Below are 15,268 nucleotides of genomic sequence, written 5' to 3'. Positions count from 1 at the left end.
TTCCTAACCTAAAAAATAGCACCGCTTTAGACACGGTTACGTTAATTATTAACCTTTAGACGTTAACATGATTATTTTTTAATAATAAAGGGTTTTTAATCTATGTTTATACACTACGCTTTTTTACAATCTTTCACACCTACATTTATAAGCCATGTGTTAACCTTATAAGATAGATAAAAGGAGTGCGTGTGCATCACATTTTAATTTTCAGTTTTTGCTTTATTGTAAGTGGTTGCAGCACTATAGGCTTTGACGATCTGTTTAATGATTATGCCACAAACACCACCCCTGTTAGGCAAGCTATTAGTAATAATAATATTGAAAATGCACGCGCCCTTATAAAAACCAACAGTAAAGCACATAGTAATTATTTACTGAACCAATTAGAGCAAGGCCGTATTGCTGATTTAGCGAATAACCCAGACAGTGCGCAAACATATTTTGAAACTGTCTACCAACAAATGCAAGCTAAGCGCCAAGCAGCCCAAATACAAGTAAGTGCAGGGCTTGAGCAAAGTAATGCGCTGTTAACCAACGACTCAGCGATAGGTTATATCCCCCCTGCTTACGAAATGAGTATGTTGCATAGCTACAAAGCACTTAATTATGTTTATAAACGCGATATTGAGAGCGCGTTAGTTGAAGTACGCCGTGCCAATAAAGTACAAGTTGATGCACTACTTGATAATCAAAGCGAGTTTGATAATGCCATTGCCCAAGCACAGCAACACTACCCAGATATGGATAATTTAATTCGCTCGGTAAAAAATGGCTTTCAAAATGCGTACACGTTTTACTTATCAGGGTTGTTATATGAAACGGCAAAGCAAGGCGATGATGCCTACATAGACTATAAAAAAGCGCTCGAAATACAACCTAACAATCCTTATTTACAGCAAGATATATTGCGCCTTGCTAAGCAGCAAGGTTTTGCGGATGACTACCAGCAATTTAAGCGACAGTTTGGTGAAGTAAACGCCATAGATAAAAATCAAGGCGAAGTAGTTATATTATTTGAACAAGGCCTGATACCAAAACAGCACGAGTTTAAGTTGCGATTGCCTATTTATACTTCGCAGGGAGATGCCCGCTTTTATAGCCTAGCAATGCCCGTTTATATAAATACGGCCTACAGCAGCGCCGTAAATAATATAAAAGTTAATAATCAAGTATTAGCATTAAGTCCGTTAGTGCATTTAGAAGCACTGGCTGCTAAAACGTTAGAGCAGCAAGTAGCTGGACGTGTTTCAAGGCAAATATTACGCCTTGTCGCTAAAGAAAAAATGCGTGCAGAGCTTGCGCGCAGTGCCGGTGATGTGGGGAACATTTTAGCAAATTTATATAATCTTGCATCTGAGCAAGCAGATACGCGCAGTTGGCTTACACTGCCTAATCAGATCAGCCTTGCTCGCAGTGCCGTAAAAGCAGGCGAACATACTTTAAATGTTGGCTCACAACCGCCAATAAATTTTACCGTTAGTAAGCAAGGGTTAACGTTAATCTACCTAACCTCTGTTAATAACTATTTTAACTCCCATGTAGTGCAACTTTAGGAGCCATCATGAAATACATACTTCCCGTTATTGCGTTAATTATGCTCAGCGCATGTAGCAGCCGACCTGTAACCTCAGGTATTGGGGTTGAGCAAACTGCCGACGCTTACAAAGAGCAGCTCAACGTTAATAACCCGCAATTAGCTAAAAAGCTTTTAATTAGTGATGTAAAAACGCGTCAAACAAATAACCTGACCGATGTAGTGGTTACTTTAGCGAGTACCTATAAAAAGTCGCAATACTTACAGTATCAATTTAACTGGTTTGATAAAGATGGCTTTGTTATTAAAGGCAACCACTCACCGTGGCAAGCCCTAACATTATTTGGCTTTGCTAAAACTCAGCTTGCAGGACTAGCACCTAGCTCTGATGCCGTTACTTTCTCATTAGCTGTAAGAGAAGTTTCAACCGACGCACAAGAATTTAAAGATTAAAGGAAATCATGATGATCAATAAACAATTTAAATCACTGTCTAGTTATGCAATTTTAGGCCTAGCGGCACTGACACTGTCAGGCTGTGCCAACAAAGCGGTTGTCAGCTATGGTGATGCCCAAGCCGTAGAAACCACAGATATAAACTTTGGCTCTACTGACTTACAAAAAGTTGCCTCGCAAATGACCGACTCTCTGCTTAGTTCGCCTGTGGTTGGTACTATGACCGCCAATACACGCCCTGTGGTATTTGTAGAGCGTATTAAAAATAAAACCAGTGAACACATAGATACAGAATCAATCACCGACTCAATCTCTACTCAATTACTGCGTAGCGGCAAATTTAGATTTGTTGATATGACCCGTGTAGAGGCGGTTCGTGAGCAAATTACATTTCAAAACGAAGACGCCTTAGTCAACCCAAGTACTGCGGTGGCTTTTGGTAAGCAAATTGGTGCGCAATATATGCTGTACGGTAACCTATCAAGCATTGTTAAATCTAATGCAGATAAAGCCGATGTGTACTACAAATTTACAATGCGTTTAATGGATATGCAAAGCGGCCTTGTTGAATGGGCTGACGAAACTGAAATTCGTAAAACGCGTGAAAAATCAACGTTTGGTTGGTAATAACAGGAGCGAATTATGAAAACGCTTAGCTTAATTTTATGCGCTTTATTAGTAGTAAGTACCCCAACGTTTGCCAAGTACGAACGCAATAAAGCCGTTCCTGTACAGCAAGTACTATTTGGTAAAGTAAAGTCGGTTCGCACTATTACTGAGCAACAATTAGTACAAGACAAAAGTAACGGCTGGAAAACCTTTGGCGGTGCCTTACTAGGCGGTGTTATTGGTAACCAGTTTGGCGGCGGCAGTGGTCGAACTGTAGCGACTATTTTAGGATCGGTGATTGGTGGTAACGTTGCTCATAATCAGCAGCAAACACAGCGCTATGAAAACACACAGCTCGTTGAATTACTGATACAAGTAGAAAGTGGTGAGCAATTTATGGTGGTACAAGACAACGATCCCGCTATGCGTTTTCACCAAGGGGATAATGTTCGCCTGATCTACTTAACCAATAACACGGTGCGAGTAGATAGCGCGTATTAATATTCTTTTGACGGCATAGCTGAAAAAACCTAACTTAGGTAACTAAGTTAGGTTTTTTAAAGGTTAATTACGCTTATTTTTAAGTCTGGTTCTTTTGCCCAAAGCTGCTCATTTTCATGCATTTCATATAAGCCATGAGCACGGTTTATAAGTAAGTTTGCAAAGTCGGCTTGGGTTTTATCTCGTGCACCCGCGGTAATAATTTGGTCGGCCTTTAACTGCCACTGCAATGAAAAATAACGCATGGCATCACGTGCATCTTTTGCTGCAGACGCTTCAGCGTGATCAGTTGGTAAACGACCGGTGATCACCCAGTAGCTTTTACCGTTTTGCGCTTTAAATTTCCAAAGCGCGCATAAAGGCGCTAAAAAACGGCTTTCTTTTTCAAGCAAGGTTTTAGGCATAATGCCTTTTTCAGCTAAATGTTTTTGCGCATTTTGAAAACATTCGCGCTGCCATTGAATTTCTTGTTGCTGAAGTTCAGCTTGCTGCTCTGGTGTTAATGGTTTTTGTTCTTGTTGCTGCATTTTAATAACCTTTTTACTTCTTTGTTTACACTTTAAGGGCATAACAAATAAGGCGCAAGCATAAATAGCGTGCTTAACACCTTATTCACAGCTGTTTGCTGGGTTTTTAAGCAAAGTACACTTACTTTATGTTGTGATCAAACGAACCCACAGCACCTGGGAATACCACTGGCGACTCAATACCCTGTTTATTCACGCTAGCAACTCCAAAATAGTAGTTATCAATAACCACATTTTTTAGGGTAAATTCACTGACCTTATCAACCCATTGACTGTATTGCCATTGTGGTTCACTAGTATATCGCCAGTATATACGATAGCCTGCTACATTTTTATCCTCTGTTGGCTGCCAAGAAAGAGTGGTACTGGCGCGTACGGCACCACTAATTTTCACCTCTTTTGGTGGCGCAGGAGCCCACGCCATTGACGCAAGGCTTACCGCATTTAACGAGGTAAGTTTTGCGGCGTAATCAAAATCCACCCCATCAATAGTATCACCGTACACTACCCCATTTTCGATGCGCAGGTCTTGATGTTGGCGATCATAATGCTCGTTGGTTTCCATAATGCGCACAGCCGCAAAACCCGCATCATTAAACGGACGATGATGCCCGCCTCGTGCAAAACGGTCGAGTCTGTATACCAGCATGGTATCTAAGTTCTCAATGTATTTATCAGCAATGGTGTCTATGTAACGCGCTAAATTACGGCTCGCTGAGTCAACTTCGCCGCCAGTAAAACGACGAGTACGGGCTTGTTCCTTAGTTTCAACTACACGCGTACCTTCAGAAAAAATACGTGCAGTGGTGTTATCGGTTACGCCATTAATGCCGGTAATGTTACCAATCATGTCGTTATTTAAAACACCATGAACCTGCCAGTTATTTTTTTGTGCATAAGCAGTTAAAATTTTACCGCCAAATAAACCTTGCTCTTCACCTGAGAGTGCTGCATATACCACTGAGCCATTAAATGTATATTGCGATAACACCCGTGCCGCTTCAATCACACCGGCAACCCCTGATGCATTATCGTTTGCCCCAGGTGAATCGCTAGTAAAATCCATAACATCACTAACGCGTGAGTCTATATCTCCCGACATCATCACCATACGGTTAGGATCGGTGTTACCGCGCTGAATCGCAATTATGTTAACCACTTCCACGGGTTCAGGAATGCGCTTTTCACCCGAGATGGTTTGTTTTACTTCTAGTATCTCTAAACAGCCACCACACTGTGCCGAAATTGCTTCAAATTCTTTTTTTATCCAGCGTCTTGCCGCGCCAATACCACGGGTATCCGATTTAGTTTCAGATAAAGTATGGCGGGTACCAAAATCCACTAACGTTTGAATATCATCTCCAATACGCTGCGCTGAAATTTGATCTGCAATATTGTGCAATGATGCTTGTTGTGTGGTTTGTGCAGCCACACTATAAAATGACGCGCTACAAACAGATGCAACCGCACTATACTTAATAATCCGAGTAACTAACTTTAAAGGTGAAATTGACATAGCAGTTTAATCCTTATTGTTGATGTTTTTAAAATGACAGCTCTGCAGGTATACAGCAATGCATTTGAGATAGACGTTAAAAACCTCAGGTTAAATTACATTTAATTAACACGCTTAGTTTAGCTATCGCTTGCTCAGTTTCTAGTTTAATAAAAATAATCACTTATGCTGTTTTGTACGTATATTAAAGAGAGAAACACGATTAATCAGCTATCATTTTATATACCCAGTTTAAAAATAATAAGGTGCTGTAAAAATATGAAGAAACACGAAGAATTACCTGAGGATCATGTTGACCCGCTTATGCAGTATTTACATCATGCGATTCGCTTTGCTATTAAAATATTAGCGGTGCTCATGGTGCTAGTTATTTTTTGGAGTATTGCTGATGTAGTATATGTTTTATATATGCGATTGAGCTCTCCCCCTTACTTTTTATTAAACATTGAAGACATTCTGCAAACCTTTGGTGCTTTTATGGTGGTGCTTATTGCGGTAGAAATATTTACCAATATTCGTTTATATTTAGGCTCCAGTTCACTTCCGGTTGAGCTGGTCATTGCCACCGCACTAATGGCTGTGGCGCGTAAAATTATTGTTTTAGATTTAAAATTAGTGACCTCAGAGCAAATTATTGGCCTTGCATTAGTGACTTTAGCCTTAGGTATATCTTACTGGCTGGTAAAAAATAAAACCGGTCATACAAAACTGTAAATCGTTAACTTAACTTAAGATAACAGCTAAATACCTCATTCCCACTGCGCCTTTGCGCTTTACAATGGTATAGTGGGATACCTCTATAAATACTTAATAAGCTTCTAATATGTATCGATTATTTGAACGGATGACTAAACCGTTCCCGGAGCGTTCTCCATCTCAGCCTCCTAATACCTTATTTGCCTTTTGCCGCCATTACACCAAAGGCATGGAACTGTCGTTAGTGCTTATGTCGCTCAGTGCCGCATTATTAGCTATTTTAGAAGTGTCTTTATTTAGTTACATGGGGCAACTGGTTGACTGGCTCGGCGAGTACACCCCTAACGAGCTATTTTCACAGCAACAATCCGAATTAATAAAGATGGGGTTAATGCTCTTGGTCGTGATGCCCATGGTAGTCTTTTTTAGGTCGGCTATTTTACACCAAGCACTGCTGGGCAACTATCCGATGTCGATACGTTGGTTAGCGCACCGTTATTTATTACGCCAAAGTGTTAGCTTTTATCAAAATGAATTTGCCGGAAGAATAGCTACTGAAGTGCTGCAAACCTCATTGGCCGTGCGTGAGTCAGTCACTAAGTTACTTGACGTATTGATGTACATTGCCGTTTATTTTGGCTCAATGGTGTTTTTAGTAGCCGCCTCAGATTGGCGCTTAATGCTGCCGTTATTAGTGTGGTTAGCATTATATATTTGCGTGCAAATTTACTTTGTACCACGGTTAAAAAGCATTGCTAGCTCACAAGCTGATGCACGCTCAGAAATGACTGGCCGTATTGTTGATAGCTACACCAATATTTCAACCATTAAGCTGTTTTCTTATACTCAACGCGAAGAGCAATATGCTAAACAAAGCATGGATGTATTTTTACAGCCTGTATATAAACAAATGCGTTTGGTAACCAGCCTTAACGTGGTTATTCAAAGCTTGAACTATTTACTGGTATTTTCGGTGGCAGCAGTGTCTTTGTATTTATGGTCGTTAAGTGCCATTAGTGCGGGGGCTATTGCAGTAGCATTGAGTTTGTCGTTAAGGCTTAATGGTATGGCCCAATGGATCATGTGGGAAATTAGCAGCTTATTTGAAAACATTGGTACCGTAGCCGATGGCATGCGCACCCTTTCAAACCCGATTGCGGTTGATGACAAGCCAAAAGCCGATAGTTTAAAAGTAACTCAAGGTTCAATCGACTTTAACAATGTACACTTTAATTATGGTAAAGCCGCTAATGAAAATAACCGAGGTCCAGTAATTAACGGTTTAAACTTAAATATTAAACCGGGCGAAAAATTGGCTTAGTGGGTCGCTCTGGCGCGGGTAAATCCACATTAGTTAACTTGTTGCTACGTTTTTACGATACAGACAAAGGCTGTATTAGTATTGATGGCCAAAATATAACTGATGTAAGCCAAGAAAGCCTTCGCCGCTATATCGCTATGGTCACCCAAGACACCTCACTACTGCACCGCTCAGTAAAAGACAACATCTTATACGGCAGACCTGATGCAACCGAAGCGGAAATGCTCGATGCGACCAAACAAGCCAAAGCTCTCGATTTTATAAACGATTTAGAAGACAGCAAAGGCAATAAAGGCTTTGAGGCACAAGTGGGCGAACGAGGAGTAACCCTCTCGGGCGGGCAACGCCAGCGGATTGCGATTGCTCGGGTGTTACTTAAAAACGCGCCTATTCTTATACTTGATGAAGCCACCAGCGCTTTAGACTCAGAGGTAGAAGCAGCTATTCAAGCAAGCTTAGATGATTTAATGACAGGCAAAACGGTTATTGCTATTGCACACCGATTATCAACCATTGCACAAATGGACAGGCTTATTGTGCTTGATGAAGGTGGCGTTGTAGAGCAAGGCAGTCACGATGAGTTAATTGCCCAAGGCGGCATTTACGCTGCACTGTGGGCACATCAAACTGGCGGCTTTATTGGTATTGAATAAAAAAACCATCTCAGAGTAGGTCATCATTTGGCCTGCTCTTGTTTACTAAAATTTAACTTTATTATTGATTTTAAACGCTATTTATAGCCTTTTAGTCGAATTTTATAGCCCACCTCTTGCCTCACTGTTTTTATAATGTCACATTCGCGACTGACTTTTTTATCATTCATCAGGCAATTCACCATGTCTTTATTAAGCAAACATAAATACACCCTTTATGGAGTGCTCGCTATTTTACTTTGGAGCAGTTTAACTGCCTTTATTCGTGATTTATCAGAATTATTTAGCCCAATTGGCGGTGCCGCTTTAATTTATAGCGTCAGTGCGATTTTTTTAATGTTAGTCATGGGTGTACCAAAGCTAAGCAATTATCCAAAACGCTATTTAGTCTTTGGTGGCAGCTTATTTGTTATTTACGAAATATGTTTGGCTTTATCGCTTGGCTTTGCAAATAGTCGCCAGCAAGCGTTGGAAATGGCGATTATTAACTACCTTTGGCCAGCGTTAACCATTTTATTATCGATTATTGTTAACCGCATTAAAGTAAGCGTATTAGTCTACCCGAGCATACTGATTGCGTTTTTAGGGGTTGCATGGTGCATTGCAGGTAATAGTGGTTTATCTGTAGGAGTATTAACCGCTAATATTAGTGACAATCCATTACCCTACTCCATGGCGTTTGCAGCGGCGTTTATTTGGGCTGTGTATTGCAGTGTAACGGTAAAACTTAGCGAGGGTAAAAATGCCATTAGTGTATTTTTTGCAGCCACGGCAATCTCTTTATGGATAAGTTACGGATTGAGTAATGAACCCAGCTTTGAGTTTAGCCTAGATTCTAGCTTTACCTTAGTATTGGCAGGCGTGGTTATTGGTGGAGGTTACGCACTGTGGAACCAAGCAATCATTGGCGGTAACCTAGTGTTGTTAGGCACCTTGTCTTACTTTATCCCTGTGTTATCAACACTATTTGCTGCAATTTACTTATCAGTATCGCTCACCAGCGCATTCTGGCAAGGCGTTGTGTTAGTGACATTAGGCTCATTAATGTGTTTTATTGTGACCCGAAAAACAAAGCCAGCCCAATAAAATATGTAAGCGAAAAGCTAGAGGCTGTCTGCTTTTCGCTTTAATCATTTACTTAACTGGCTAATCGCAGTCCTAACAGCACTAACATCACAATGTTTGCTATCACACTGATTAAAAAGAAGTAACTACGCGGGCTGGGGTTTTTCTCGGTGGCAATTGCGTAATACAGTGCCATATGAATTAAACGTGCAATCACATATACCCAAATACATATTGCAAATACCGAGCTGTGGTAATTCATCACAAAAGCAAATAAAACCGTTCCTATAAACAACGCGCTGTTTTCTAGGGTGTTATGAAAAGTACGATGAGCCCTAAACATAAAGCTCTCATGAGATAGCTCTTTATCTATTTTTCCTGGCACTGCACCGGGCTGTTTAGCCTTACTAAACGTCGCCACAGCCCACTGAACTAACATCATAATTAAGTATAAATAAAATGCTACAAACGCAGAATGTGCAATATCGGTCATTGTTTTTTCCTTTGTGTTGTTATTAGAGTAATAGTTACAGCAACTATTAAGCCAAATTTAAACCACTGATATGTATATAAATTATTTTATAAAATATACATTTTTTGTAATAGATTCCTGCTTTATATAAAAATTACGGTGTTTATGTAATGTATATCAAACCGCAAGCCAACATTAATACTAATTACGTATTTTATAAATTTAACTTGAGCATTTATTCTAATTATTGTTTTATAGTGTTACTAGAAACGGAACGGCGGAATTTGTATGAAAAATAAAATAACCAAATCTTTAGCTACAGCGGCATTATTGAACTTTATATCAGTACCTGCTTTTTCAGCTCAAGCTCATATTGAAAATGCAGAAAACTTGGTACAGCAAGCTCAATACAAAAACGTAGCAACTATTAAGCGTAATTTCGCAAAGCAAGTAGCGCTTAATTATTCAGTATTGAATGCTGATTTAAAACAATCAGTAAATAAATATAACTTAGTTTTAAATGCTGATCAGTTATCAACTGTAGCACGGCATACAAAGCGTAATATAAGTCAGGCAAATAGCGCCTTACAACAACTTAAAGGCTTACCAAACAATACAGGAAGCTTGTTACAAGTTCGTTTGGCAAGTGAGTCCATGCTTACTGATTGGCAACAAGGAGAAAGCCCTTTATTCGCATTTGCACCCGCTGGTGACGATAGCCAATGGAGCGAGATTGAAGCGTTCGATCAGTTTGGTGACATTCATTATCTGAGCGTTGACCAAATGCCAACCCAACCTGTTTTTATTGTGGAGTTAGATCAACAAAAAGTACAGGATGCGGGTATTGCAGTAATGAAAGGAATTTTGTCTGCTAACAAGTTCAGCAAAAACATGGTTAGCCCACAAAATCAATTAAGTAATGAGCAGCCATTACAAACTAGCGTGCTAAAAAAAATACATTTAGAGGATGATAAAGAACCTTGGATTTCAGGAAAGGCAGAAGTTTATGCCATCGTAACGGGGATTAATCCTAGCAGAGATGAACCAATATTAGATATTGTTGATTTACCTTATTTAGATCATGACCAAACCACTTACAGCCCTAATCAGGTTTTAATTCATTGGCAACGTTATCGTTGGCAAGCGGTCGATTTGCTTTTAATGGAGCAAGATGACAACACTAATTATAAAACCTTAGCAATGAAATTATTAGAAATATCAGAGCAAGTAATGGCAAGTATCCCTGATTTACAAGCACAGGGCTATACTATTATTCCTAAACTTACTAATGAATTGCTTAAAGCAATGCCTGATGAATGGTTTACCAATAATGATGATTATGTTGATGTTTTTTACACGCTATTTGAAAACAAAGACTATCAAGAATATAAAGGGGCCAGCAGTAATGCTACTATTACCTTGTCACCTTTAGAGATTAACCCTCGTCAGTAAATAGCGACTCGCCACTGTTTGGCTTGGTAACTAAACAGTGGTGAGTTAATCATTACTCCCGCAGTTTAAGCGTGATACATACAACGCCGTGATCGGTACTTAAATCGTCGCGCTCAAACTCGGGGTTAATTAAATGACGATCGTAAGTATGATAATCGCTTACTTCAAAAAAACTGTCGTCATAGCCAGAATCAAACTCACAAGACAGCAAAATATAATCAAGTACTGAACTGCTTGCGCCAAAGTAATGTGTTGCTTTTCGTAATGGTTTTAAACATCGATTATCTTTATCGGTAATACCTTGTATTGACTCATTAGCTACTTCATCAAGCTCGCAATCATCGTGTAACTTCGTAAACAACTGCCACGCATCGTTAAGACAATATTTTGCAAGGTAGGTTTTACTATCAAACGCGGGGGCAAAACGCAGTGTATTGGTTAGTAAATGGCTTAAAACGCCATCAGCTAGGTCGTTATTAAAATCTCCCATTAGTATCATAGGCTGTTGCGTGGCCTCACGACGACTTATCATTTCTATCATCAGCAATGTTGCTTCACTACCGCGCTGAATAGTTGAGCCCCAGCCACCCGCTACATTTGCTTTTAAAATTTCAATAATGTTTTTTTCAGCGGTTAGTTCTTTATTAGTTTCATCAATCTCAATTGATGGCCGTTTAGATTTAAAATGCACCACATAGCAATCGGTATTGCCGATATGCGGCAAACTTATTGTGGCTCTAAGTACTCTACGGCTAAAGGCAAAATCTTCAGTTAAACCTAAAGTACTGGCAAGCTCATAGTCGTGTTTAACGCTTGCTACTTCAACGATGGGGTATTTTGCTGCTATTGCCACAACGGGGCGTTTATAAATAAAATCATCTATTACCTGTGGCTCATCCACCACAGCAAAGTGCGCATAACCTTGCTGCTTTACTAATTCTCTAAGCGACTCAATGCTAAACACTTCCTGAAAGCCAATTACATCGGGCTGATGCTCGGTTAAATAATCAATAATCCAGCGCTGTTTTTTTGCCCATTGCTCTGCGGTATATATCCGCTCAAACTCATAATAAGCATTAGGTGGCTCAATATAATTAAACAGGTTAAATGTGGCTATTTTTAATGTTGAATTGGTTATCATCATCTCAGGGGATTGTTCTGAGTTATCAGTTAAAGGTGATGTATTACAGTCACTAATAATGGTCGCCTTTGAAAGTTTATATTGTGTGCTATTGTCAACATCATATAAGATTTTTGCTGAGTGCCAAAGCTTGATAACAACTAAAACCAATTAAATCGTTTAAAGTTTAAGCAAACGAAACCTATCCCCTTTAAATTTATATACAAGTTGGTATGCTACGCGACCTTTTTTAACATATGGTTATCAAAAAAGGCAAAGCCAAGGGGCGGCTAATGCTGCAAGGCACTTAGTATAAGTGGCAGCAATATTACAGGCATCACGTTAAACAAACGTTAGGTGTAACTTTAAATAGCAATATAAAAAGCACTATTAGGGTCAAACTATGCGATTAGGACCAGGACTACTCGTCACCGCTGCCTTCATTGGACCAGGGACTATTACCACCGCGAGCGTAGCGGGTGCAAACTTTGGTTTTGCACTAATATGGACATTACTATTTTCAGTAATTGCCACCATATTATTACAATCTATGGCGGCGCGCCTAGGCGTAGCCACTGGGCAAGACTTAGCACAAGCACTAAGAGCCCATATTGAAACTCCCCTATTTAAATCTCTCGCTATATTTTTAGTGATCAGCGCCATTGGTGTTGGCAGTGCCGCCTACGAGGCTGGTAATTTAAGCGGTGCCAGCATGGGATTAATTGAAATATTCCCTCAGGTAAATGCCCAACTTTGGACGCCACTGATTGCATTTTTAAGTGCCATACTACTTTATAGCGGTAAACACAAAGTTGTTGAAAATGCGCTTATTTTACTAGTGATTTTAATGAGCCTAGTGTTTATCTCTACGCTTGTTATGGCGGCTCCCTCGCTTAGTGATGTGTTAGCAGGCTTTATTCCTAGCATGCCAGAGGGCTCAGTCACCACAGTCTTAGCATTGGTAGGTACGACCATAGTGCCATACAACTTATTTTTGCATTCGGGTGTACTGGCTGCTCGCCACGACAGCGAAAGTGACAAACAAAAAGTAATTAAAGAAACCAATATAGATACGGGCGTGTCTATCACCTTAGGTGGCGTGATCACGCTAGCTATTTTATCAACCGCGTCAGTGGCATTTTATGGCACAGATGCAGGGCAAATTAGCGCTGCTAATATGGCGGTGCAGCTTGAACCCTTACTAGGTGATGCCGCCCATTACTTTTTTGTCTATTGGTTTATTTGCCGCAGGTTTAACCAGCGCAATAACTGCTCCCCTTGCCGGCGCTTACGCCGTATGTGGCATGTTAGGTTGGTCAAATAAAATGGATAACGTTCGCTTTAAAAGCGTTGCCATTGTTATTTTATTATTTGGTGCGGCGGTGGCCTCACTGGGTTTAGACCCTGTTGCCGTGATAATTTTTGCCCAAGCCGCTAATGGTTTACTATTGCCAATTGTAACCGCCTACCTAGTGTGGCTGGTTAACCAAAAAACAGTAATGGGTAAATACACTAACTCAGTATTGGTAAACCTACTTACTTTACCAGTGTTGGTACTTATTTTTGGCCTAAGTAGTTACAAGCTCTTTAGTTTGATTTTTTAATACTACTCTGCGATTTATGAACACACAAAAGCCGCTGTATTAATAGCGGCTTTTTACATTGCATTGCAAACCAATACTCACTTAAAAACCGTGATGCTCTGTCTTTTGCTTATTTGCCTTAATGAGTTTTGCAAATACATAACCCCCTACTGCACCTGCACATAATTGCGCATAAAACCCCCAGCCTCTTGCACCCGCAATAATAGTAATATTCATAATAGATTCAATAGCAATTAACGCTGTTGCAAACGCTACAATACCCGCAGTTACAAATAATTGTACCCCCTGATTTTTAAGCTTTTTCGCGATAAACCAAGTCACTAAAAATGCAATACTCAATGCAATGGCTATAATAGCGCCGTAAGTGGGTAGTAATCCGAGCCAATCATCAAAGGTTAAATTAACACGATCATTAAATCCTACCACTACACCTACATTAACTAATTGATTGACAACGTATTGGCTATGAAACAAGCTAGCAAGAGTGAATGTAAGAAACCAAGAAACTAAAAATGACGGGAGTATACGTGTTAAAAACTGCATGGTTATCTCAACTTAAAATGAAACTTTTTCCTTACACTAGCAAAGGCTTGCAGGGTAAACAATCTCTACGTTGTATTACGCTACTCTCGCTTTTAGTGTTTTCGTGTAACGCCAGTGCCGAGCTCCCAAAACAGCAATACACTACCAGCACATTAGCAACAGGTCTCAATTCACCTTGGAGCATGGTTAAACTCCCAAACAATACCTGGTTAATCACCGAACGTGATGGCCATGTTGTCATCATTAAAAACAACCAACAAACCCGAGTTAAACTAGATTTCGAGGGCTTGTACGTTGCAGGGCAAGGCGGTTTACTCGATATCGTGCTTTCGCCAAATTACAGTGAATCAAAAGAAATTATATTCACTTATGCTCAAGGTGAGCTTGATGCAAACAGGCTCGTTATTGCCAAAGCTAAGTTTGATGGCGAGCAATTTTCAGCACCAAAAATTATTTATAAAGTTGCCACCGATAAGGGCACACCGCAGCATTACTCTGGCCGCGCGCTTGTACTGCCCGATAATAGCTTATTATTTTCAAGTGGTGATGGCTTTGACTACCGCGAGCAAGCACAAGTTATAACCAGCCAATTAGGTAAAGTGCTACGAATTAATTTAAATGGCACTATTCCAACCGATAACCCGTTTATTAAACATGAAAACTCTAACGCGCATGCCATTTATTCACTTGGCCATCGGAACCTACAAGGTTTAGTATACGATGATGATACCAAGCAAATTATTAGTCACGAACACGGCCCCGCAGGCGGCGACGAGCTCAACTATTTAACAGCTGGCACCAATTACGGCTGGCCGGTAATCACTAACGGCGACGATTATTCACAAGCACGTATTTCCCCCTTTAGAGACTACCCCGGAATGGCTAAACCAACCGTAGATTGGACGCCTTCAATTGCGCCATCAGGCATGGCATATTATGGTTCTATGCATACAGCCTTCCCTTCACTGCAACGTCACGTGCTTATTACTACATTAGTCGATAAAAAGCTCTACAGTGTTAATTTAGCAGATGGTGAATACACCCAGTCGCATATTTTCCCAGAGGCTACAGGTAGGCTCAGAGATGTATTTGTTACTGCTGAAGGTAATGTAGCGATATTAACGGATGGCAAAGAGGCAAAGCTGATGCTGGTAACGCCAAATTAGTCATTTATTTAAAATTATGAAACTCAAAAAA

13 protein-coding genes and 2 pseudogenes are annotated in these 15,268 nt (G+C 40.2%); 10 read left to right on the top strand and 5 right to left on the bottom strand.

Features of this window, described 5'->3' with window-relative positions:
* The first annotated feature begins 191 nt into the window (after positions 1-191).
* Genes P20439_RS09995 through P20439_RS09980 form a run of 4 tightly spaced genes read left to right on the top strand, consistent with a single transcriptional unit; the run spans position 192 to position 3,102 of the window.
* Entirely contained in the window at positions 192-1,556 is a 1,365-nt protein-coding gene (locus P20439_RS09995; RefSeq protein WP_008110023.1) for a COG3014 family protein, read from the top strand.
* Positions 1,557-1,564: 8 nt separating this feature from the next.
* Positions 1,565-1,990, top strand: a complete 426-nt coding sequence (locus tag P20439_RS09990; RefSeq protein WP_008110025.1) for a YcfL family protein — start codon at positions 1,565-1,567, stop codon at positions 1,988-1,990.
* An 11-nt stretch (positions 1,991-2,001) separates the two neighbouring features.
* The gene (gene lpoB, locus P20439_RS09985; RefSeq protein ID WP_008110027.1) at positions 2,002-2,619 is read left to right on the top strand and encodes a penicillin-binding protein activator LpoB; all 618 of its coding nucleotides are present in this window, start codon (positions 2,002-2,004) and stop codon (positions 2,617-2,619) included.
* 15 nt (positions 2,620-2,634) lie between these two features.
* A complete protein-coding gene (locus tag P20439_RS09980; RefSeq protein WP_008110029.1) occupies positions 2,635-3,102 on the top strand; it encodes a glycine zipper 2TM domain-containing protein in 468 nt (155 codons plus the stop codon).
* A 56-nt stretch (positions 3,103-3,158) separates the two neighbouring features.
* Here P20439_RS09980 and P20439_RS09975 read toward each other — a convergent pair whose 3' ends face one another.
* The gene (locus tag P20439_RS09975) at positions 3,159-3,629 is read right to left on the bottom strand and encodes a DUF4826 family protein (protein WP_008466595.1); all 471 of its coding nucleotides are present in this window, start codon (positions 3,627-3,629) and stop codon (positions 3,159-3,161) included.
* A gap of 121 nt (positions 3,630-3,750) precedes the next feature.
* The gene (locus tag P20439_RS09970; protein WP_008110034.1) at positions 3,751-5,145 is read right to left on the bottom strand and encodes a M28 family peptidase; all 1,395 of its coding nucleotides are present in this window, start codon (positions 5,143-5,145) and stop codon (positions 3,751-3,753) included.
* A 258-nt stretch (positions 5,146-5,403) separates the two neighbouring features.
* On the opposite strand from P20439_RS09970, the gene P20439_RS09965 reads away from it, so the two are divergent.
* From P20439_RS09965 to yddG, 3 genes and pseudogenes are all read left to right on the top strand, one after another.
* Positions 5,404-5,859: a phosphate-starvation-inducible PsiE family protein gene (locus P20439_RS09965; RefSeq protein ID WP_008110035.1), complete on the top strand. Its 456-nt coding sequence runs from the start codon at positions 5,404-5,406 to the stop codon at positions 5,857-5,859.
* A 109-nt stretch (positions 5,860-5,968) separates the two neighbouring features.
* A pseudogene (locus P20439_RS09960) lies at positions 5,969-7,815 on the top strand (ABC transporter ATP-binding protein).
* Positions 7,816-7,998: 183 nt separating this feature from the next.
* On the top strand, positions 7,999-8,901 hold the full coding sequence (gene yddG / locus P20439_RS09955; RefSeq protein WP_008110042.1) for an aromatic amino acid DMT transporter YddG: 903 nt from the start codon (positions 7,999-8,001) through the stop codon (positions 8,899-8,901).
* A 52-nt stretch (positions 8,902-8,953) separates the two neighbouring features.
* On the opposite strand, the gene P20439_RS09950 is transcribed toward yddG, so the two are convergent.
* The gene (locus P20439_RS09950) at positions 8,954-9,373 is read right to left on the bottom strand and encodes an MAPEG family protein (RefSeq protein WP_008110044.1); all 420 of its coding nucleotides are present in this window, start codon (positions 9,371-9,373) and stop codon (positions 8,954-8,956) included.
* A gap of 267 nt (positions 9,374-9,640) precedes the next feature.
* Between P20439_RS09950 and P20439_RS09945 the strand changes: the two genes are divergently transcribed.
* Positions 9,641-10,804: a DUF3103 family protein gene (locus P20439_RS09945; RefSeq protein WP_008110046.1), complete on the top strand. Its 1,164-nt coding sequence runs from the start codon at positions 9,641-9,643 to the stop codon at positions 10,802-10,804.
* Positions 10,805-10,856: 52 nt separating this feature from the next.
* Here P20439_RS09945 and P20439_RS09940 read toward each other — a convergent pair whose 3' ends face one another.
* Positions 10,857-11,906, bottom strand: coding sequence for an endonuclease/exonuclease/phosphatase family protein (locus P20439_RS09940; RefSeq protein WP_036933553.1), 1,050 nt, complete (start codon positions 11,904-11,906; stop codon positions 10,857-10,859).
* 421 nt (positions 11,907-12,327) lie between these two features.
* Here P20439_RS09940 and P20439_RS09935 point away from each other — a divergent pair.
* Positions 12,328-13,528: pseudogene (locus tag P20439_RS09935) on the top strand (Nramp family divalent metal transporter).
* A gap of 81 nt (positions 13,529-13,609) precedes the next feature.
* On the opposite strand, the gene P20439_RS09930 reads toward P20439_RS09935, so the two are convergent.
* The gene (locus tag P20439_RS09930; RefSeq protein ID WP_008110052.1) at positions 13,610-14,071 is read right to left on the bottom strand and encodes a hypothetical protein; all 462 of its coding nucleotides are present in this window, start codon (positions 14,069-14,071) and stop codon (positions 13,610-13,612) included.
* Between P20439_RS09930 and P20439_RS09925 the strand changes: the two genes are divergently transcribed.
* Positions 14,056-15,237, top strand: a complete 1,182-nt coding sequence (locus P20439_RS09925; protein ID WP_083830211.1) for a PQQ-dependent sugar dehydrogenase — start codon at positions 14,056-14,058, stop codon at positions 15,235-15,237. The two genes, P20439_RS09930 and P20439_RS09925, sit on opposite strands and share 16 nt — an antisense overlap.
* The last annotated feature ends 31 nt before the right edge of the window (positions 15,238-15,268 follow it).

This window comes from Pseudoalteromonas sp. BSi20439, from assembly GCF_000241165.1.
Taxonomy (GTDB): Bacteria; Pseudomonadota; Gammaproteobacteria; order Enterobacterales; family Alteromonadaceae; genus Pseudoalteromonas.
This window is presented reverse-complemented; position numbering and strand designations above follow the sequence as displayed.

Excerpts from the sequence above, each read along its gene's own strand:
- P20439_RS09990 (WP_008110025.1), top strand. The coding sequence starts at position 1,565 with ATGAAATACATACTTCCCGTTATTGCGTTAATTATGCTCAGCGCATGT.
- lpoB (WP_008110027.1), top strand. The coding sequence starts at position 2,002 with ATGATCAATAAACAATTTAAATCACTGTCTAGTTATGCAATTTTAGGC.
- P20439_RS09980 (WP_008110029.1), top strand. The coding sequence starts at position 2,635 with ATGAAAACGCTTAGCTTAATTTTATGCGCTTTATTAGTAGTAAGTACC.
- P20439_RS09975 (WP_008466595.1), bottom strand. The coding sequence starts at position 3,629 with ATGCAGCAACAAGAACAAAAACCATTAACACCAGAGCAGCAAGCTGAA.
- P20439_RS09970 (WP_008110034.1), bottom strand. The coding sequence starts at position 5,145 with ATGTCAATTTCACCTTTAAAGTTAGTTACTCGGATTATTAAGTATAGT.
- P20439_RS09965 (WP_008110035.1), top strand. The coding sequence starts at position 5,404 with ATGAAGAAACACGAAGAATTACCTGAGGATCATGTTGACCCGCTTATG.
- yddG (WP_008110042.1), top strand. The coding sequence starts at position 7,999 with ATGTCTTTATTAAGCAAACATAAATACACCCTTTATGGAGTGCTCGCT.
- P20439_RS09950 (WP_008110044.1), bottom strand. The coding sequence starts at position 9,373 with ATGACCGATATTGCACATTCTGCGTTTGTAGCATTTTATTTATACTTA.
- P20439_RS09945 (WP_008110046.1), top strand. The coding sequence starts at position 9,641 with ATGAAAAATAAAATAACCAAATCTTTAGCTACAGCGGCATTATTGAAC.
- P20439_RS09930 (WP_008110052.1), bottom strand. The coding sequence starts at position 14,071 with ATGCAGTTTTTAACACGTATACTCCCGTCATTTTTAGTTTCTTGGTTT.